Below are 19,255 nucleotides of genomic sequence, written 5' to 3' on the forward strand. Positions count from 1 at the left end.
CCGCCGCGATCGCCAACACGCCCAGCCCAAGCGAGATCAGCATCGGGCCCATAGCTTGGCCCATGGCTTCACGCGAACGGGCCAAATGGCCCCCGCTGATATGGCCGGTCTCGTGCGCAAGCACGCCAATCAACTCATTCGGCGTCTCGGCGGCGAGGATGAGGCCCGTATGGACGAAGATATTCTGGCCGCCGGATACGAAGGCGTTAATCGAAGGATCGCTGACGATGTAGAGTTCGACATCATCGGGATTGAGACCGGCCGCCACCAGCAGCGGATTGGTGTAGACGTGAAGCGTGTCCTCGATCTCGGCATCGCGGATGAGACCCTGTGCCGAGGCCGCGTTGGGCCACGCGACGATCGCGAGCGCGGCGAGCGCGACAAAGGCGCCGCTGGCGTGACGGGCGAACGCGGACATCAATTTCGCGAGCATGCTCGCTCCTTCGATCTGATCAGCCTGCCCCCGCCGCATCGTTTGAAAAGCGTTTGCGGCGGGAACAAGGCTGACGCCCTTAGCGGATTTTCATCCGCCTATTTCTTCGCCCAACGCGAGAGGCGCGAGAAGAATTTGTCGCGCCGCTCTTGGTCGGGCTCGTATGCCGGCGCCTCCGCTAACGCCGCAACAGGCTCGGGGGCGGGCTCTGGCTGGGGCGCGGTTGCCGGCTCGTCTGCAGGCACGAGCGCCAGGGGCGGCTCCGCCGCTTCGACCAGGGCTGGATGCGTGATGATCTCGGCCTCGGCGACCTCGGCCTCCGGCGCGTCTTCACCGACAGCCTCCGCAGGGCGTTGACGTTCTGGCCGTTCCGGGCGCGGCGTGAGGTGCTTCAGATCCGCGCTGACGAAATCAAGCCATTCGCCCCCATCCACTTCATACACGCGCCGTCCGCGCCCGCGGCCACGGCGCCGGCGTTTGCCGTTCCGGCCACGTTCGCTGCGCTCGCCGCGATCTTCTCGAGGGGCGGGCGCCCCGGCTTCGGCTTCCACGTTCTCCTCGCGCGCGTCGCCTTCTTCGCCTTCGCGACGACGACGACCGCCACGACGACCTCGCCGCCGACGTCCGCGACGCTCATCACCGGATTCGTCCGTTGTGGCGGCGCGCTCGGCGTCTTCCTCCTCGTCGGCTTCCTCGGCCTCAACGGCAGCATCGGCCTCTTCTTCGGCGACCTCGATCGGGCGGCGGCCTCCGCCGCGGCGCTGCGGCTGCGGCGAGACTTCCGCCTCGGCCTCGTCGTCTTCGTAGGCGCCGACCGCGATGTTGATCTCAAAATCGCCAGCGTGCAGCTCGGAGGCCGCCGTTATGCGCATGCGCACGTGATTGGCGTCCTCAAGCGCCGCCAAAGCCTCGCGCTTTTCGTTCAGCAGATACAGCGCAACGTCGGTCGCGGTGCGCGCCTCGATCTCACGATTCTTCTGCTTTGCGGCAGCCTCATCGAGCGCGCGCAAGAGCGCGAGCGCCGCGGATTCCACCGAGCGCAAACGGCCCGTGCCCTGACAGTGCTCGCACACATGGCTGGTGCCTTCGAGCACGCCGGTGCGCCGGCGCTGACGCGAAAGCTCAAGCAAGCCAAAGCCGCTAATTTTGCCCATCTGTACGCGGGCTCGGTCGAAGCGGAGATTATCCTTCATCCGCTTCTCGACGGCGCGATCGTTCTTCGACTCCTCCATGTCGATGAAGTCGATGACGATCAGGCCCGCGAGGTCGCGCAGACGCATTTGGCGCGCCGCCTCATCGGCGGCTTCAAGATTTGTCTTCAGCGCGGTTTGCTCGATATTGCGCTCGCGCGTGGCGCGGCCGGAGTTCACGTCAATGGCGACGAGCGCTTCGGCCTGATTGATGACGATGTAGCCGCCGCTCTTCAGCGTCACGATTGGCGAATAGATCGATTCAAGCTGCTTCTCGACGCCAAGCTTGGCGAAGATCGGCGTCGAATCCTTCCAGAGCTGCACGCGTTTCGCGTGGCTCGGCATCAGCATGCGGATGAAGTCTTTGGCTTCCTTGTATGCGGCTTCGCCATCGACATGGATGTCCTCGACATCCTTGTCGTAGAGGTCGCGGATCGCGCGCTTCACCAACGAGCTCTCCTCGTAAATGAGCGCCGGCGCGATCGACTTCATCGTCTCGTCGCGAATGGTTTCCCAGGCGCGCGAGAGATATTCGTAGTCCCGCTTGATCTCCGTCTTGGTGCGCTTGGCGCCGGCCGTCCGGATGATCAGACCTTGGCCCTGCGGCACTTCGAGTTCCTGCGCGATCTTCTTAAGGCGCTTGCGATCTGTGGCCTGTGTGATCTTGCGCGAGATGCCGCCCCCGCGGCCGGTGTTCGGCATTAGCACGCAATAGCGGCCGGCGAGCGAGAGATAGGTGGTGAGTGCGGCGCCTTTATTGCCGCGCTCTTCCTTCACCACCTGCACCAGCATGATCTGACGACGGCGGATGACTTCTTGGATCTTGTATCGCCGGGTCAGAATGCGACGGCGGCGTTCGTCAATTGCTTCCTCGTCTTCCTCTTCGCCGGCTTCGGCTTCGGCGGCGGCGAGTTCGGCCTTGATCGATTCCTGGTCGGCGTGCGGGATGGCGTAATAGTCGGGATGGATTTCCGAGAACGCGAGGAAGCCGTGGCGGTTGCCGCCATATTCCACAAAGGCGGCCTGCAGCGACGGCTCAACGCGCGTCACCTTGGCGAGATAGATGTTGCCTCTGAGTTGTTTCCTACTTGCGACCTCGAAATCAAAATCTTCAACGCGGTTTCCGTCGAGCACCGCAACCCGGGTTTCTTCCGGGTGGGCCGCGTCGATCAGCATTTTCTTGGCCATCGAATAGGGCTCCGTGGGCGTCGCGCCTGCAGGCCCGCTGACGGTCGGGGTCGACCGGGCGGGGGGCGGCTAAGCGACGCGAGATGTGTGAGTGAAGGCCCGCGTGCTCGGTCGGGCGGGCGATGGCGCGGACGCCATCGGCTGCCAGATATAGCGCGGTGCGGGTCATATACGGCTCCGAACTGACGCAACCCGAGGGGTTGCGTTTACGCTCCGTGTTGGGACGCACGCCTTGTGAGCCGAGATCGGGCGCTGGTGAAAGCGCGCCGCGGGCCCTGACGCCGATCCGCTTGGCGGGAGCGCGCCGGGCGCTGCATGGGGACGTTCCCCAGCGACGCACGCGGCGATTGCGACACCATGCATGATTTGAAATCGGAAAGGAAGCGTAAGCGGCGGCTGGGTGTGGAACGGTATTATTACGCCTATGGAACGGGCGCTGGCCGGTAAACGCCGGCCGCGTCCGGCCCCGCCAGGTGAAGGTTTGGGGCCAGGGCCAAGGTCCAACCTGGACCGGAGAGGCCGTCCGCGCCAGGGCGGGCCAGGACCACGCGGGTGAAGTCCGGCGAGATGAGAGCGCCGTCCGTGGCGCGGAACTCGCCCCAGGCGTCGCGGAGGGTGATGACGTGGTAAACGCTCCCCAGCCCCTCCACGGGCGTTACTTGGTTGGGGTCGAACTCCAATTGCATTTGCGCCAGAGGTAATTCAACGCGCGGGCCGCTGGTAAACCGCGCCTGCAATTCGTCCACCCTGGCTCGCTGCGCCTGGGCGCGGGCTGCCTCTTCGGCGGCGATCGCGGGCCCGCCATACAACGCGGCAGCCTCGCGAAGGACGCTTGCGCTGGGTATGCCAATCCCGAATGAGGCCATGAGCAATTCCGCCGGCGCCGCGCCGCCCGTCAGTTCGCTTCTCCAGGTACGACGGAATTGATCGAGCAATATGCCGTACGCCGGCCCCGTTGCGTAGGCGTAGGCGCGCGACAAGGACTCGTGGGAATCGTGGCGATCAAGCACCCGGGCCGCGTATCCCGATACATCCTCGGCGCCCAGAACCACGCCAGTGTAGGCGGCGAGCCCTTCGTTGCGGTCTAGCGCGCGTTCCTCAAACACGGCGTTCTCAAACAGCGCCAGTCGTGCGGCGCGGAAACGCAGAGCGTCTTCGGCGGCGCGTTGGCGCGCGCGATTGCGCGAGCGCATCGCCACCGACAGCGCGCGCATTTCGAGGCGCAGCAGATATCGGCCTTGTTCGGACTCAAGGTGGGCGCAGGTCGACGGCGCCTGCGGCAAACCGATCGAGTCTTGCACGCGGTGCCAAGCTTCGTGCGCGAGCAAGACGCGCTGCTCTTCTAGATCCGTTGGCAGAGGCGCAGCCAACATGATCCATCGGCGGCCGGCCCAATCGAGCGAGGTGTTGGCGATCGGCACACCCGGCGGCAGAGCCCCGACCCAGCCCGCGCCCGCGGGACGGAGGGCGCCTTCAGTATCTGATGTGCTGGCCCAGGCAGCTCGACTGATGGGGTCAGCAATGAGTAGGGGGCCGCATAGGCCGGCCCCCCACAGCCGCTGTCGGTCCGCGTCGCAGATGGCGCGAAGTTCCGCACTGGCGGAGGGGCCGCCAAAATCCTCGGCGGCCGCTGAAGCTGCGGCGCAGGCAAACGCCACTATCGACAGGATCAATCTGCGCATGGCGCCGCCAGATTGAGCAGGCCCCGCGCCGCGACTCAAGCCGCGCGCGACAGACGGCTAACCCTCGATTACTTGCGGCTTCTGTGGTTAGCGAGAATTCACCATTCCTTTCAACCGGATAGCAAGTCCACTGCAGTAGCTTCCGCTACTCATGGATGTTACTCGCCGCAACCTCGCCCTCGGTGGCCTGACCCTTTTGGGCGCGACCGCTTTGTCGGGCCGCGCTTGGGCCGACGCTCCGGCGGCCGTGCGTGGCGTCCTGGTTCAGGAGAGCGGCGCAACAAGCCGTGTCACGATTGCGCTGGATCGGCTGGCGGACGCTAGGACATTCTTCCTATCCGCGCCGGATCGTTTTGTGATCGATTTGGCAAATGCACGTTTGGCGCTGGCGGGCAACGGCGAAGGGCCCGGAGCGGGTGTTGTGCGTCGCTACCGTTACGCCCAGCGCCCGGATGGGGTTTCGCGGTTGGTCCTTGATCTTGAAGCGCCCGCTAGTGTGGTGCGCCAGGAACTCGGTAGCCGCCGCGCGCCGGAACTGAGTTTCGACATTGCGGCCAACGCACCTTTCGCTGCGACGATGCCAGCGCGGCGAGAAACCAATGGCCGAAACGTCCGCCGCCGCACCATCGTACTGGACCCTGGCCACGGAGGCCGAGACCCGGGCGCAATCGGGGTCACCGGCGTGCGTGAAAAAGATGTTGTGCTCGATGCGGCGCTGAAGCTGCGCGACGCTTTGGAGAGCCGCGGCAGGTATCAAGTCCTGCTCACGCGCGACGCCGACCGATATGTGGAGCACGCCGATCGTGTGCAGTTTGCACGCGCGCAACATGCAGACTTATTCATCTCGATTCATGCGGATTCCAACGCCAATCGCGAAGCCGCTGGCGCATCGGTTTACACTTTGTCGGAACGCGGCGCCGCGCGGGCGCAGGGGCTGATCGCCTCGCAGAATTGGGATGTGGACCTTGGGGATGCGCCGCGCAGCGGCGTGGTCGGCGACATTCTCGTTGATCTCACCCAGCGTGAAACGACGAACCGATCGGCGCAATTCGCCCAGACCGTGATCCCGCAATTGGGCGAGGTCGCGCCCCTCTTGCGAAACACCCACCGTAATGCTGGGTATTTCGTGCTCCTGGCGCCGGACGTACCGGCCGTCCTGATCGAGACGGGTTTCTTGTCGAACGCGGCTGACGAGCGCCGCCTGTCCCGGCCCCGCGAGCGTGAAGCCATGGCCGAAGCGATGGCGCGTGCGGTGGATACCTATTTCGCCGGCCCACAAATGTACGCGGCGCGCGCCTAAAATCAGCGCGAATCTTAAGCTAGCTGGGCTAGTCTGCGGTCGATCCGCATCGAGCCTTAATCGCGCCGTATTGGCGCGCGAGGCCGGCGCGGATTTCATCGAGCAGCGCGCAGAAGCGGGGCGCCATGTCGCGACGTGAACGGTACAGGGACGAGTGGGACGACGACCGCGATTATCGCGGCCGCGATGATTATCGCGATCCCAGCAGCGGTGGCGGCGGATGGATGCGCCGTGTTCTGGTTGGCCTCGGCATCTTTGCGGGGGTTTCGGCTCTCGCCGTGGTGGGCTTCTTGATCGCGGCGCTACAGGGCCTGCCTTCGCTGGCCGACCTTCAAGATTATCAGCCGCCGGTCACGAGCCGCGTGCACGCCGGCGATGGTGCCCTGGTGGCCGAGTTCGCTGACGAACAGCGTGTCTTCGTGCCGATCGAGCAGATTCCCGATCATGTGAAGAACGCCTTCGTCGCCGTTGAGGACGCGCGCTTCTTTGAACATTCCGGTCTCGACTATCAGGGCCTCGCGCGCGCCGTGCTGCGTATTCCGCTCGACGTGATCCAGGGCCGACGTATCCAGGGCGCCTCGACGATCACGCAACAAGTCGCCGGCAACATGCTGACAGGCCGCGCCGCCGAATGCTCGGGCGGCATCGGCGGCTTGTTCTGCGCCGTGTGGACGAAGCTGCGCGAAGGCTTGGTCGCGCAACGCATTGAGCGCGTGCTGGATAAGGATCGTATTCTCGAGCTGTATCTGAACCAGATTTATCTCGGTAACCGGGCCTACGGCGTGGCGGCAGCCGCGCTGAACTATTTTGATAAGCCGCTCTCCGAACTCACGGTTTCGGAGGCGGCGTATCTCGCCATCCTGCCGAAAGGTCCGGCGAACTATCAGCTGCCGCGCAATCGCGAACGCGCCATCGACCGCCGCAATTACGCGATCTCGCGCATGGTCGAGCGGGGCTACATCACCGAGGAAGTCGCCGCCGAAGCGCGCGCGGCCGACCTGACGACGAGCAATCGCCTGGCGGGGGATCAGTTCATCGCGGCCTCGCACTTCGTCGAGGAGATTCGTCGCCAAGTTCAGGCGCAGTATGGCGCAGATGCACTGCTTCGCGGCGGCCTTTCGATCCGCTCCACCATCGACACGCGGCTGCAACTCGCGGCCGCGCGGGCTCTTCGTGCGGGCCTCGAAGAATATGACCGTCGCCACGCCTGGCGTGGACCTGTCGGTCGGGGGGACGCGAGCGGAGACGTCGCTGCCCAGTTGAGCGAAGCACGGCGTCCGCCATCGCTCTCGAATTGGCGGCGCGCCATGGTCACGCGCGTGGCCTCCGGCGCGATCACGGTGACGGACGAGGCGGGCGAGACCGGTCGTCTGGTCGACAACGATGCACAATGGGCGGCGCAGGGCGCGCGCAACAACGCGGACCGCCGACTGACGGCGGGTGCAATCATTTACGTCACGCGCAACTCAAACGGCCGCTACACGCTGCGCCAAGTGCCCGAGATTCAAGGCGCGCTCGTCGCGATGGATCCGCACACTGGTCGCGTGTTGGCGATGGTGGGCGGTTATTCGCTTGATGACGCAACAGGTCTGAACCGCGCGACGCAGGCGATGCGGCAGCCTGGTTCGTCCTTCAAGCCGATTGTTTACGCGGCAGCGCTCGATCAGGGGCTCACGCCGGCGACGTTGGTGGACGATGGGCCCCTCGCGATCGAAGCCGGCGACGGCACCAATTGGTCGCCGGAAAACTATTCGCGCGAATTCTATGGGCCGACAACGTTGCGCCGCGGCCTGGAATTGTCGCGGAACGCGATGACGGCGCGAGTGGCCTACGAAATGGGCGCTGAGCGTGTGCTGCAATACGGTCAGCGGCTCGGCATCTACGGCGAGCGTACCCAGCCCGTGTTTTCTCTGGCGCTTGGCGCTGGCGAGACGACGGTCATGCGTATGACCACTGCGTACGGGATGTTCGTGAACGGGGGACGCCGCATCCAACCGATCATCATCGACCGGATTCAGGACCGCACCGGCCGTTCGGTATTTCGCCGCGATCAGCGCGAATGTCCGGATTGCAACGCCGAATGGAGACGCCAGCGTGCGCCGACCATCGCCGACAATCGCGAACAAGTGCTCGACCCGGTCACCGCCTATCAGATCGTCTCGATGTCTGAGGGCGTGGTGTTGCGCGGCACGGCCACGACTATCGCCGCATTGGGCTTTCCGCTCGGCGGCAAGACCGGCACGACCAACGACTATAAGGATGCATGGTTTATCGGCTTCTCGCCTGACCTCGTAGTTGGTGTGTGGGCTGGCTTCGATACGCCGCGCGACATGGGCGAGGGCGAGACGGGCGGGCGCATCTCTGCGCCAATTTTCCGTGACTTCATGCGTGAGGCGCTCCGCGACACCCCGCCCACGCCGTTCCGTATTCCCAGCGGTGTGCGATTGGTGCGGATCGACTACATGACCGGCCTTTTGCCCAACGCAGCGACCACCACCACTATTCTTGAGGCCTTCCGGCCGGACACGGAGCCGACGCGCGACGTGGCCGCCTCACCGTTCGTCTTTGGCGGAACCGACCCCATCGATCCACGCGCGCTTTCTAGCCTCACAGGCGAGGCGCCCCGTGTCGATGCGCCCCGGCAGGACGAATCGGAAGACCTGGGCGGGCTCTACTAGCGTTCCGGACGCCGATTGGGACGGCGCGTCGGCAAACGTCGTGCTGCCTCGATTTTGCCCCTCCATTGCCTAAGCGCGCGGCTTTTGGCAGTAAGCGGCCACCTTTGGGGGAAGCGTCGCCGCTGACGGACTGTCGCGGGGCGGCCAACCCATTCCCCAACCGGCGCCATTCGCGCGCCCAGGATAAGGTCCCATGAGCCAAGAATTGATCCTTTGGCTGGTCGTAGCCAGCGGCGTCCTCGCCGCGATCTACGGCTGGCTACAAACGCAAGCCATCACCAAGGCCAGCGCCGGCACTGACCGGATGAAAGAAATCGCCGCCGCCATTCAAGAAGGCGCGCGCGCTTATTTGAACCGCCAATACACGACCATCGGCTGGGTCGGCATCGGTGTTGTGATCGTGTTGGCGATCGCGTTCTGGCCGACCTGGCAGATTCCGGTCGGCTTCCTGATTGGCGCCGTGCTGTCCGGCGCTGCAGGCTTCATCGGTATGAACGTGTCGGTGCAGGCGAACGTGCGCACGGCGGAAGCTTCGCGCAACAGCCTCGCGGGCGGCCTCAAGATGGCGTTCGATGCGGGCGCGGTGACGGGCATGCTCGTCGCCGGCGGCGCGCTGTTTGGCGTCGCGGCCTACTATCTGATCCTCACCGAGTTCATGAACCTTGAGCCGACCAGCCGCACGGTGGTCGACTCGCTGGTTGCGCTGGGCTTTGGCGCCTCGCTGATCTCGATCTTCGCGCGTCTCGGCGGCGGCATCTTCACCAAGGGCGCCGACGTGGGCGGCGACATGGTGGGCAAGGTCGAGGCCGGCATTCCGGAAGATGATCCGCGTAACCCGGCCACGATTGCTGACAATGTCGGCGACAACGTAGGCGATTGCGCCGGCATGGCCGCTGACTTGTTCGAAACCTATGCGGTGACGGCTGTCGCGACGATGGTGCTGGGTTCGATCCTGTTCCGTGAAGCCGCTGAAGTATCTGCGCTCATGCTGCTTCCGCTGGCGATTGGCGGCACGGCGATCATCGCGTCGATCATCGGCACGTATTTCGTGAAACTTGGCCCGTCCAACAACATCATGGGCGCGCTGTATAAGGGTCTGATCGCGGCTGGCGTGCTTGCTATCGGCGGCTTGGCCATCGCGATCCACGTGACGACCGGGTGGGGTTCGGTTGCGCCGAGCCTCGGACCGACGTCGGATCTGGGCGGCATCTCGGGCCAAGACCTGTTCATTTGCGGCCTCATCGGCCTGCTGGTGACGGGTGCGATCGTCTGGATTACGGAATACTACACGGGCACGAATTTCCGCCCGGTGCGTTCGGTGGCGCAGGCTTCGGTCTCGGGCCACGGCACGAACGTGATTCAAGGTCTCGCGGTCTCGATGGAATCGACGGCGCTGCCGGCGCTGACGATCGTCGCAGGCATCATCGCGACCTTCACGCTGGCGGGCCTGTTCGGCATCGCCATCGCGGTGACGACCATGTTGTCGGTCGCTGGCATCATCGTCGCGCTCGACGCGTTCGGCCCAGTTACGGACAATGCCGGCGGCATCGCCGAAATGGCCGAACTGCCGCCGGAAGTGCGTAAGACCACGGACGCGCTCGACGCCGTGGGCAACACGACGAAGGCCGTCACCAAGGGCTACGCGATCGGCTCGGCCGGTCTCGGCGCTCTGGTGCTCTTCGCCGCTTACACGGAAGACTTGAAGTATTACGCGTCGAACGCTGCAGAATATCCGTTCTTCAGCGGCATCGTGCCGGATTTCAGCCTGTCAAATCCCTACGTGATCGTCGGCCTCTTCGTGGGCGGCTTGCTGCCATACCTGTTCGGCGGCTGGTCGATGACGGCGGTGGGCCGTGCGGCTGAATCCGTGGTTGCCGAAGTGCGACGCCAGTTCAAGGAAATTCCCGGCATCATGGAACGCACGGCGAAGCCCGACTACGGCCGCGCCGTCGACATCCTGACGCAAGCGGCGATCAAGGAAATGATCGTGCCGTCGCTGTTGCCTGTGCTCGCGCCGGTCGCGCTGTTCTTTGCGGTGTGGGCGATCGCTGGCGTCTCGATGGCGCTTGCAGCTCTGGGCGCGTTGTTGGTCGGCGTGATCGTGACGGGTCTGTTCGTCGCAATTTCGATGACCTCTGGCGGCGGCGCTTGGGACAACGCCAAGAAGAGCTTTGAAGATGGCTTCAAAGACAAGAATGGCGTCGTCCACAAGAAGGGCTCTGACGCGCATAAGGCGTCGGTTACGGGCGACACCGTCGGCGATCCCTACAAGGATACGTCGGGCCCGGCCGTGAACCCGATGATCAAGATCACCAACATCGTGGCTCTGCTGTTGCTGGCCGTGCTCGCGCACGCCGGCTAAGCGGAAACTGCAACTCCAAAAGCAAACGCCCCGGTTTCTGGCCGGGGCGTTTTTCTTTGTTCTAATTGTCCGCACCCTAGTCGCGGCGGCGCCCGCGAGGATCGGTTTCGTCGTCCGCGCGGATGGGAGGCGTCGAGCCTATGTTGCCGAGCAATTGCTCAAGCACGCCAAGTTCGCGACCGCGCGTGGGCGTCTCGTTGCCGTCGTAAGCGACGATGCGCCCGCGCTCCAAGCCGTACTTCTCAACCGCTGAAACAGTCTCGCCGTCGAAGCGTACGACCATGACGTGGCGTTCGGTGATGCGCGGCGTGTAGAACGCAACGCGCTCTTGTACCGACCCGACATAATACCATGCCGTTTGATCAAACACCGCCGTGGTCGACGGTGAGCCGAAGCGCTGCGTTACGGTCTCGCGCGTGTCCACGCCCACTTGTGGATCTGGAATTTCAGTGTTGTTGCGATCGGGGCGGAAGCCATTGTAGCTCTGCACCGGCGCGCAGGCCGCCGTCGTGGCGGCGAGTGCGATGGCGACCGCCGAGAAGCGCAATAATCCGCGTTTCATCTATCCACCCTTGCGCGGCGTCGCCGCCTTCAAACCGGGGTCAGGGGTAAGGCGGAGCGCGCCGAGGAGCAAGAGGGGACCACATGCCGGTTTGGCCATTCAAGCGGTCGCAGGCCGATCTCGATGCGGAACGTCTGTTGGCGGCGGTGACACAGGCCAGCCGCCAACCTGCTCTGTTCGGCGAAGGCCGCATTCCGGACACACTTGAGGGGCGATTTGAGCTTCTTACCCTCAACGCCAGTCTAGCACTGATCCGACTGCGCGCCGCCACGGGCGCAGAGACGCTCGCGCAGAGTTTCACCGACAAGCTGTTTCGGCACTTCGACGCCGGATTGCGGGAGGATGGAGTGGGCGACCTCATTGTGCCCAAGAAGATGCATAAATTAGCGGGCTCATTCTACGGGCGGCTCGATGCGTACGCCGCCGCGCTTGGCGGTGGCGATCCCGAAGCCCTGGCGGCCGCTGTCGGGCGCAATGTGCTGGGCGAGGCGGCGCATCCGTTCGCCGCCACGCTTGCCGCTTACGTCCGCTCGGTGTCAGGGCGCCAAGGGAAGAGCGAACTTGACGCTCTATTCTCCATGCAGGGCTGGCCTGCGCACCAGGCCTGAAAGCTCAATTTGGCAATCGCCCGCGCCGGGACTATGGTCCGCGCCCTGCGGCCTCGTGGGCGGCCGACTCTAGGAAAATAACGCCGCATGGCCGACGGTCTCGTTCTCTCCATTGACGGGATGGGTGGCGACAGCGCGCCCGACATTGTTGTTGAAGGTGTCGATATCGCCGCGCGGAAGCGCACCGGCGTGCGGTTCCTGATTCATGGCGACGCCGCCCGTCTCGCGACGCTGCTGGATCGGCACCCGGACGCGAGAGCCGTGTCGGAAATCGTGCCAGCCGAAAAATCGATCGGCATGGACGTAAAGGCGAGCCAAGCGCTGCGACAAGGCAAGGGCTCCAGCCTGTGGAACGCGGTGGCCGCCGTTGAGAATGGTCAGGCCCACGCGGTGGTCTCGGCCGGCAATACCGGCGCCTTCATGGCGATCGCAATGTTTCGTTTGCGCACCATGGAAGGCGTGCATCGCCCCGCGCTCGCCGCGCGCTGGCCGGCGGCGAACGGCGGGTATGTCGTAATCCTCGATGTTGGCGCCAACGTCGAGGCCAACGGCGAGCAATTGGTCGAGTTCGCCATCATGGGCGAGGCGTTCCAGCGCGCGGTCTCGGGCAAGGACCGCCCCACCGTGGCGCTGCTCAACGTGGGCGCGGAGGATCAAAAGGGCCACGAGGAAATTCGTGCCGCCGCACGTCTCATCCGCGAAAGCGGCGTCGATATGGACTTCCGCGGCTTCGCTGAGGGCGATGATATATCCAAGGGTACGGTCGATGTGATCGTCACCGACGGATTTACCGGCAACATCGCGCTGAAGACTGGGGAAGGCACCGCCCGCCTTGTGGGGCAATTGCTGCGCGAAGCTCTGACAAGCGGACCTTTGGCGCAACTTGGCGCGTTGATCGCTTATCCTGCACTGAAGAAGCTGCGTGCGCGAATGGATCCCGGGACATTCAATGGCGCGTTGTTCTTAGGGCTTAATGGCCTTGTCGTGAAAAGTCACGGCAGCGCGAATGGGCCGGGATATGCGGCGGCGATCGGCGTGGCCGAGAAGATGGCGCGCAGCCATTATCGCGAAGAAATCGCGCGCAATTTGGAGCGCCTGTCGCAAGCGCCGGTTGCCGCCAAAGTCGAGGACGCTGGCTAATTATGCGATCAGTTTTGCTTGGCGTCGGCGCGCACTTGCCGGCGCGCGTCCTAACCAACGCTGAATTGGCCGAACGGGTCGACACCAGTGATGAATGGATTCGCGAACGCACCGGCATTCGTCAGCGCCACATCGCGGCAGAGGGAGAATTAACCTCCGATCTCGCCATTGCGGCCGCTAAGAAGGCGCTGGAAGCCTCTGGCCGTGAAGCGAAAGACGTGGACCTGATCATTGTCGCCACCACGACGCCCGACCTCACGTTTCCGGCAACGGCTGCCCGTGTGCAGGCCGCGCTCGGCGTGAATCAGGGCGCCGCGTTTGATCTCCAGGCGGTGTGCTCAGGCTTCGTGTTTGCGCTGGCGACCGCGGACAATTTTCTTGTGCGGGAGCAAGCGAAGACTGCATTGGTGATTGGGGCTGAGACATTCTCGCGGCTGCTCGACTGGGAAGATCGCGGCACATGCGTTCTGTTCGGCGACGGCGCCGGGGCTATCGTTCTGGAAGCGCAGGTTGACGCTGGAGACCGAGGCGTCATGTCGACTTTCATCCGCACAGATGGGCGTATGCATGATCTCCTGTATGTGGATGGGGGACCGTCGCAGACACAATCGACCGGCAAAGTGCGTATGATCGGCAACGCTGTTTTTCGTCAGGCCGTGGAGCACATCTCGGGCGCCATGCTGGAGGCGTGTGCGCGAGCCAATGTCTCGATTGACGCGGTGGATTGGTTTGTTCCGCACCAAGCGAACCAGCGCATCCTTGATGGTGTCGCGCGAAAACTGTCGATCGCCCCGGAGAAGGTGGTGTCCACCGTGGCCCTCCATGGCAATACCTCGGCGGCTTCGGTGCCGCTCGCGCTTGACGCAGCGGTGCGTGACGGACGCGTCAAACCGGGGCAATTGGTGCTTATGGAGGCCCTTGGCGGCGGTCTCACGTGGGGCGCAGCGCTGGTTCGCGTATGACATCGCGGCAAGATTTGACCTAACCCTCGGGGGCGACTAGCTTTTCCCAACTCGCGCGGGGACGCGCGCGACGGAGGGGGCTCCGGTGGCCGGCAAGACAATCACACGTGCTGACCTAGTCGAGGCGCTGGCGCGACGCGCCAACATGCAACGCGCAGACGCAAACCGATTGCTGACCCGGATGCTGGAGATCGTGCAGGACTCGCTCGTAGAGGGTGAGACCGTGAAGCTTTCCCGCTTCGGGAATTTCAATGTGCGGGCGAAGCGGCAACGCGTGGGTCGCAATCCAAAGACCGGCGAGGAAGTGCCAATCACGCCGCGGCGTGTCGTGACCTTCCGCCCCTCACAGATGTTGCGAGAGTTCGTGGAAAAAGGCGGCAAGGGACGCGCGAAAAGCTGAACCGGTTGGGAGGGCGCGATGAAGTCGAAGCTGGTCTCCATGGTCGCCTTATTGACGCTTGGCGCGTGCGCGGGAACGCCAGAGGCGCCCGCCGACTTCGATCCAAGCGCCTGTTATGAGCGCTCCTTCGACATCTATTTCGAGCGCTACGAAGACCAATTGAATCCAGCGGCGCGCGAAGCCATCGACACCGTGCAGGGCCAGTTGCGCGGGTGTCGGATCGACAATGTGCGGGTCCTTGGTCTGGCTGGCGCCGCGGGCGGCGCACGCGAGAATTTCGATCTGTCGGCGCGGCGCGCGCTCTATATCGCCGAATACATGGAGCGTGAGCCGGGCTGGTCGCGGCGCAACTTTCAGACTGTCGCGGCTGGTGAAGCGGGCGCTACGACCGAGACTGGCGAGGTTGAGCCGATGCGTCGCGTCGCGCGCATTTCGGTTCACGCTAGCGATCCAAGCACGCCACCGCCGGCGGCGAATTAGTTAATCGTCGATCGCAATGCCTTCGGCCTGTAGCGCGGCTCGGAGCGGTGCGAGCGCTTCGCCATAGAGCCGCCAGCGATCGAGCGAGCTTGTATAAAGCGGGCTGCGGACTTGCACCGAACTCGCCGTAGCGACGGGCGCGGCATTCTCATGGAAATCGAGGCACCGGGCGTCCCACGGCAAACCGACGAACTCAACGAGCCGACGCGCATTGGCCTCAAGATCGCGCACCAGATCCTCGTACCAAATCTCAGTGAACTGCGTGGGGGGCAAGCTGTGTCGCCAATGAGAGGTCAAGCGATCAAAGGCTGCATAATAGCGCGCTGTCGATGCAAGATCGAAAGTGTAATCGTAACTCGATCCGCCAACACCGAGGAGCTGACGATAATTGCTGAGACAGGAATCCATCGGATTGCGCCGCAGGCAGATGATTCGTGCTCGCGGGAGCGCGCGATGGATCAGGCCCGCATAGAAGAAGTTGAGAGGCATCTTGTCGACGAAGCGCGCTGTGTGTCCGGTGCGCGGACGCGTCGCGTCAAGATAAGCCTTGCCGATCTCAGCAGGGTCCAAGGATACGGCTTTGTTGAGCGCCTCGGCGTCCAGGACAAACCGCGACGCAGTTGCAGTCATGCGCTTGATGATGAGGGCGAATGCGCCCAATTCGCCGGCTGAGAATACCTCTGCGTGTGAAGACAGAATGCGATCGGTGAGAGTCGTGCCTGTTCGTGGCAGTCCCACAATGAAGACGGGTTCCTCGGAATCATAGCCCGCTTTGCGCCACGACCCCGTGGTTTGCGCAGCTGCGGCGAATACGGCTCGGTCACGTTGTTCGGCGGGCGCGAGAAATCGCGCGCCGGCGCGCTTGGCGTCGTGGAGTACAAGGAGTGCTTCTTGATACTCGCCTACATCTTCGAGGCTCTTGGCCAGCGCGTGACCAAGATGCAGCCGACGTTCAAGGTGGTCGCCAGCGGCCGAAAACGCAGCACGCAACTCGGAGATGAGATTGTCGTCGCGCGTTTGCTTGCGCAGGTGCGGAATAGCGGACAGAGCCCGATCGAGCTTGGGGTCGAGCATGTAGGCGCGACGGTAGGCGGCTTCGGCTTCTTTAAATTGGCCCGAGAATTGGAGTGACGCCGCATGATTCAACTGGAACGCAGCAACGTCTGGCGCACGGGCGGCGGCGTTAGCGAAGAAGGTCAGAGCCTGCTCATGCATGCCGGCGCGGCTGAGGACGACGCCGATGGTGTCTAGCGTGAGCGCGTCGTCAGGTGCGGCGGCGCTGGCGCGCTCGGCGGCGGCGCGGGCATCCTCTGGGCGCTGCAGGAAGGCGAGCGCGCGCGCGTTCTGGGCATGGAGGCGGGCGTTGTGCGCTTGGCCGACCGACGCTTTTTCGAACAGCTCCGCCGCCTTTGCATAGGCGCCGTTCTCATTGGCGATCACGCCGAGCACGAAGAGCGCTTCGGAATCGTTCGGCTTTTCGCCCAGCGCACGAAGGCAGAGTTCGTGCGCCATTTTATGTTGGCCCTTGGCGATGAGGCGCTCGGCTTCCGCCAGCATAGGATTTGAGCAGGCGCCGTTCATGGGCGCCTCGTCTTTAGGCGTGCTAAATGCAACATCGCAGCAAAATAATACGAAACGCCGCGAATTGTCGTCCATTCTGCTTGAGGGGACGCAGAACGCGCCGTCAAACTCGCCAGGTAGAGCGGCCGTGGAGGGTCAAGAATGTTTTTGAATGCGCGCAAGTTTTCTCGCCACCTTTTGCTTTTGTCAGGCGCCAGCGCGCTGAGCGTTGCGGCGTTCGCCGCGCCCGCCGTCGCCCAGGAAGGCGCTTCGGACGAAACTATCGTAGTGACCGCTACGCGCAGGTCGACCGATATTCAGGACGTGCCGATCAATATTGCGGCGATCGGCGAGCAGCAGATAGAGCAATTGAGTGTCGGCGACATGAGCGAGCTGGCGCAATGGGTGCCAGGCCTCCACGTTGTTAATCAAGGCGGCCGCTCGTCGAACCCGATTATCGTCCGCGGTCTCAACGCCGACCCCGCGAGTTCAAACGACGGGGCCAACGACGGCGGCGGGACGGTCGCCACGTATCTGGGCGACATCCCGTTGTTTGTGGACCTGCGTCTGAATGATGTGGAGCGCGTCGAGGTTCTGCTTGGGCCGCAAGGCACCTTGTACGGGGCTGGCACGTTGGGCGGCGCCATTCGTTATATTCCCAATGCGCCCGATTTCTCGGCCTTCGCGCTTGAGCTTCGCGGCGACGCCTATTCCTACTCGGAGGGCGATGATCTGAGCACGGATTTCGGCGCGACCATCAACGTGCCGATCAGCGATACATTAGCGTTGCGCGGCTCAGTCGATTATCTAAACGACACGGGTTTCATCGACTACGATTACGTCGTTCAGGAAATTGGCGTCTCAAACCCGGACCCTGATTTCTCCGACCCTGCCGATGTCGCGGCAAATCTTGCGCCGGTGCAGGACGCGAACACAGAGGAGGTGCTGTCTGGTCGCCTGGCGTTGCGTTGGGCGCCGACTGCGGCGTTCGACGCGACTCTCTCTTACGCCTTCCAAAATGCGGAATATGGCGGACGCACGATTAGCGGTCGTCGCGGCCTGCTGGCTACCGGCGATTATGTGTCGCCGTTGCGGGTGCGCGAACCGAACCAGCGCGACAACAGCCTGATCGCCTTAGAGGCGCAATATGACGTTGGCTGGGGTACGCTTAGCTCGGCAACGGGCTATTCACGCTACGAGGAGCGGGGCCAACGCGATCAGACCGATTTGCTGATTGGCTTGGAATACAGCTACGAACTCTTCCCGAGTTTCACCGCCTACACGCAAGAAGACGCTGAGACATCAATCCTCACACAAGAGCTGCGCTTCGTGTCGGACTTTGATGGCCCGGTGAATTTCATCGTCGGCGCGTACTACAGCTATAACGATACTGACAGCTCAAGTAAGGAGTTCACGCCGTTTTACGATAATTTCTGGTCGGGATTCGATTCGCGACCAGATAATCTCGAATACTACAACGTCTTCCGCAGTGAACTGACCGAGATGGCCTTGTTTGGCGAGGTTTCGTACGAAGTCACGCCGCGTCTGACCGTAACGGGTGGATTGCGCTATTACGATTATGAGCTTGAGACCGAGCAGGCGACGGACTTCCCGCTCTACAACACAGTGTTCGATGGGGCGGGCCCCAACGACATCACGCTTGATTTCTCGCCGGCGAACCAAGCCGACGACGGCATGCTCTATAAGTTCAATGCCTCGTATGATTGGTCCGACGACATCATGACCTATGTGACGATCAGCCAGGGCTATCGGATCGGCAACTCGAACGGGCTGGAGGCGTGTGAAGTGCCGCCATCCGGTTCGCAGACGGTGTGCGCTGGCGAAGGTGAAATGGAATACACTGCCGACCAGACCACCAATTATGAGATCGGCGCGCGTACGACGTGGCTGGATGGCGCGCTCGTTCTGAACGGCTCGATCTTCTACATTGATTGGACCGATCCGCAGGTGCAATCGGCGACGGCGGTCGGTCTGGCGCCGATCATAATCAACGCCGCCGGCGCCCGCTCGCAGGGCTTCGATGTTTCGCTCGATTGGGATTTGACGGAAGCGTTCAACGTGCGCGCATCGTACGCGTTCTCAGAGGCGGAACTCACCGATCTGGCGCCGCGTCTGATCCGCGAGATCGTGCCGCCAGGCTTCCAGAGCACGCTCACATACATCGATGGCGAAGAGGGCGATCGCCTGCCAGGCTCTCCTGAGCAGCAGGCTTCGGTCTTGTTCAATTACAGCGCGCCGGAATGGTTTGGTTTGGAATGGGACTTCAATTACGGCATTACCTACACCGGCGACGTGCTCACCCGCACCGGCGGCAAAGGCGACAATGTCACGTTGCCGGACTACACCCTGCACAATGCGTCGATCCAAGCCGACGCGGGCGCGTGGACCATCACGCTCTACGCGCGCAATCTGCTTGATGAGTTTGTCGAGACGAATGCGCGCGGCGGGCCGGACTACAACCAATTTGTGCTCGACGATAATGGCGATGCGCACGCGGTTCGCACCTATTACACGGACGTATTGCCGCCGCGCCAAATCGGCGTACGTTTCACGCATCGCTTCGGCGGCTAGCAGCGGCCACGCTTGAGGGAAGGCAGCTCTAAACGAGCTGCCTTCTTTCATTTCGCAGTTGCGGCGAAGCGCGCCAAGGTGTGGCGCGCGCGAGACAACGAGAAGTGTAACGCGGATT

At 63.4% G+C, this 19,255-nt stretch carries 14 protein-coding genes; 9 read left to right on the forward strand and 5 right to left on the reverse strand.

Features of this window, described 5'->3' with window-relative positions; all coding sequences use genetic code 11:
- The 3 genes from VF769_RS16960 to VF769_RS16970 all read right to left on the reverse strand — a co-directional run.
- Positions 1-433 (reverse strand): M48 family metallopeptidase (locus VF769_RS16960; protein WP_331009620.1); only part of this gene is annotated, 433 nt, incomplete at its 3' end.
- A gap of 98 nt (positions 434-531) precedes the next feature.
- Entirely contained in the window at positions 532-2,811 is a 2,280-nt protein-coding gene (locus VF769_RS16965; RefSeq protein ID WP_331009621.1) for a ribonuclease E/G, read from the reverse strand.
- A 422-nt stretch (positions 2,812-3,233) separates the two neighbouring features.
- Complete coding sequence (locus VF769_RS16970) at positions 3,234-4,493, reverse strand: hypothetical protein (RefSeq protein ID WP_331009622.1); 1,260 nt, start codon at positions 4,491-4,493, stop codon at positions 3,234-3,236.
- A gap of 211 nt (positions 4,494-4,704) precedes the next feature.
- Between VF769_RS16970 and VF769_RS16975 the strand changes: the two genes are divergently transcribed.
- The 3 genes from VF769_RS16975 to VF769_RS16985 all read left to right on the forward strand — a co-directional run bounded on the left by VF769_RS16975 (position 4,705) and on the right by VF769_RS16985 (position 10,833).
- Entirely contained in the window at positions 4,705-5,793 is a 1,089-nt protein-coding gene (locus tag VF769_RS16975) for an N-acetylmuramoyl-L-alanine amidase (RefSeq protein WP_331009623.1), read from the forward strand.
- A gap of 125 nt (positions 5,794-5,918) precedes the next feature.
- Positions 5,919-8,471 (forward strand): PBP1A family penicillin-binding protein, encoded by a 2,553-nt coding sequence (locus VF769_RS16980; RefSeq protein WP_331009624.1) that lies wholly within the window; start codon positions 5,919-5,921, stop codon positions 8,469-8,471.
- Between the two features lie 193 nt (positions 8,472-8,664).
- A complete protein-coding gene (locus VF769_RS16985) occupies positions 8,665-10,833 on the forward strand; it encodes a sodium-translocating pyrophosphatase (protein ID WP_331009625.1) in 2,169 nt (722 codons plus the stop codon).
- A 76-nt stretch (positions 10,834-10,909) separates the two neighbouring features.
- Here the strand turns inward: VF769_RS16985 and VF769_RS16990 are convergent, their stop codons facing one another.
- Positions 10,910-11,395 (reverse strand): outer membrane protein assembly factor BamE, encoded by a 486-nt coding sequence (locus VF769_RS16990; RefSeq protein ID WP_331009626.1) that lies wholly within the window; start codon positions 11,393-11,395, stop codon positions 10,910-10,912.
- 83 nt (positions 11,396-11,478) lie between these two features.
- Between VF769_RS16990 and VF769_RS16995 the strand changes: the two genes are divergently transcribed.
- The 5 genes from VF769_RS16995 (at position 11,479) to VF769_RS17015 (ending at position 14,985) form a co-directional block, all read left to right on the forward strand.
- Positions 11,479-12,003: a ubiquinol-cytochrome C chaperone family protein gene (locus VF769_RS16995; RefSeq protein ID WP_331009627.1), complete on the forward strand. Its 525-nt coding sequence runs from the start codon at positions 11,479-11,481 to the stop codon at positions 12,001-12,003.
- An 87-nt stretch (positions 12,004-12,090) separates the two neighbouring features.
- A complete protein-coding gene (gene plsX, locus VF769_RS17000) occupies positions 12,091-13,143 on the forward strand; it encodes a phosphate acyltransferase PlsX (RefSeq protein ID WP_331009628.1) in 1,053 nt (350 codons plus the stop codon).
- A 2-nt stretch (positions 13,144-13,145) separates the two neighbouring features.
- The gene (locus VF769_RS17005; RefSeq protein ID WP_331009629.1) at positions 13,146-14,105 is read left to right on the forward strand and encodes a beta-ketoacyl-ACP synthase III; all 960 of its coding nucleotides are present in this window, start codon (positions 13,146-13,148) and stop codon (positions 14,103-14,105) included.
- Between the two features lie 85 nt (positions 14,106-14,190).
- Positions 14,191-14,505: an integration host factor subunit alpha gene (locus VF769_RS17010; protein WP_331009630.1), complete on the forward strand. Its 315-nt coding sequence runs from the start codon at positions 14,191-14,193 to the stop codon at positions 14,503-14,505.
- Between the two features lie 18 nt (positions 14,506-14,523).
- Complete coding sequence (locus VF769_RS17015; RefSeq protein WP_331009631.1) at positions 14,524-14,985, forward strand: OmpA family protein; 462 nt, start codon at positions 14,524-14,526, stop codon at positions 14,983-14,985.
- Here VF769_RS17015 and VF769_RS17020 read toward each other — a convergent pair whose 3' ends face one another.
- Positions 14,986-16,566 (reverse strand): tetratricopeptide repeat-containing sulfotransferase family protein, encoded by a 1,581-nt coding sequence (locus VF769_RS17020; protein WP_331009632.1) that lies wholly within the window; start codon positions 16,564-16,566, stop codon positions 14,986-14,988.
- A gap of 141 nt (positions 16,567-16,707) precedes the next feature.
- On the opposite strand from VF769_RS17020, the gene VF769_RS17025 reads away from it, so the two are divergent.
- Entirely contained in the window at positions 16,708-19,137 is a 2,430-nt protein-coding gene (locus tag VF769_RS17025; RefSeq protein WP_331009633.1) for a TonB-dependent receptor, read from the forward strand.
- Positions 19,138-19,255 lie beyond the last annotated feature (118 nt).

Source organism: Vitreimonas sp., assembly GCF_036392335.1.
Classification (GTDB): Bacteria; Pseudomonadota; Alphaproteobacteria; order Caulobacterales; family Aquidulcibacteraceae; genus Vitreimonas.

Excerpts from the sequence above, each read along its gene's own strand:
- VF769_RS16985 (WP_331009625.1), top strand. The coding sequence starts at position 8,665 with ATGAGCCAAGAATTGATCCTTTGGCTGGTCGTAGCCAGCGGCGTCCTC.
- VF769_RS16970 (WP_331009622.1), bottom strand. The coding sequence starts at position 4,493 with ATGCGCAGATTGATCCTGTCGATAGTGGCGTTTGCCTGCGCCGCAGCT.
- VF769_RS16965 (WP_331009621.1), bottom strand. The coding sequence starts at position 2,811 with ATGGCCAAGAAAATGCTGATCGACGCGGCCCACCCGGAAGAAACCCGG.
- plsX (WP_331009628.1), top strand. The coding sequence starts at position 12,091 with ATGGCCGACGGTCTCGTTCTCTCCATTGACGGGATGGGTGGCGACAGC.
- VF769_RS16990 (WP_331009626.1), bottom strand. The coding sequence starts at position 11,395 with ATGAAACGCGGATTATTGCGCTTCTCGGCGGTCGCCATCGCACTCGCC.
- VF769_RS16995 (WP_331009627.1), top strand. The coding sequence starts at position 11,479 with ATGCCGGTTTGGCCATTCAAGCGGTCGCAGGCCGATCTCGATGCGGAA.
- VF769_RS17005 (WP_331009629.1), top strand. The coding sequence starts at position 13,146 with ATGCGATCAGTTTTGCTTGGCGTCGGCGCGCACTTGCCGGCGCGCGTC.
- VF769_RS17025 (WP_331009633.1), top strand. The coding sequence starts at position 16,708 with ATGTTTTTGAATGCGCGCAAGTTTTCTCGCCACCTTTTGCTTTTGTCA.
- VF769_RS17020 (WP_331009632.1), bottom strand. The coding sequence starts at position 16,566 with ATGAACGGCGCCTGCTCAAATCCTATGCTGGCGGAAGCCGAGCGCCTC.
- VF769_RS16980 (WP_331009624.1), top strand. The coding sequence starts at position 5,919 with ATGTCGCGACGTGAACGGTACAGGGACGAGTGGGACGACGACCGCGAT.
- VF769_RS17015 (WP_331009631.1), top strand. The coding sequence starts at position 14,524 with ATGAAGTCGAAGCTGGTCTCCATGGTCGCCTTATTGACGCTTGGCGCG.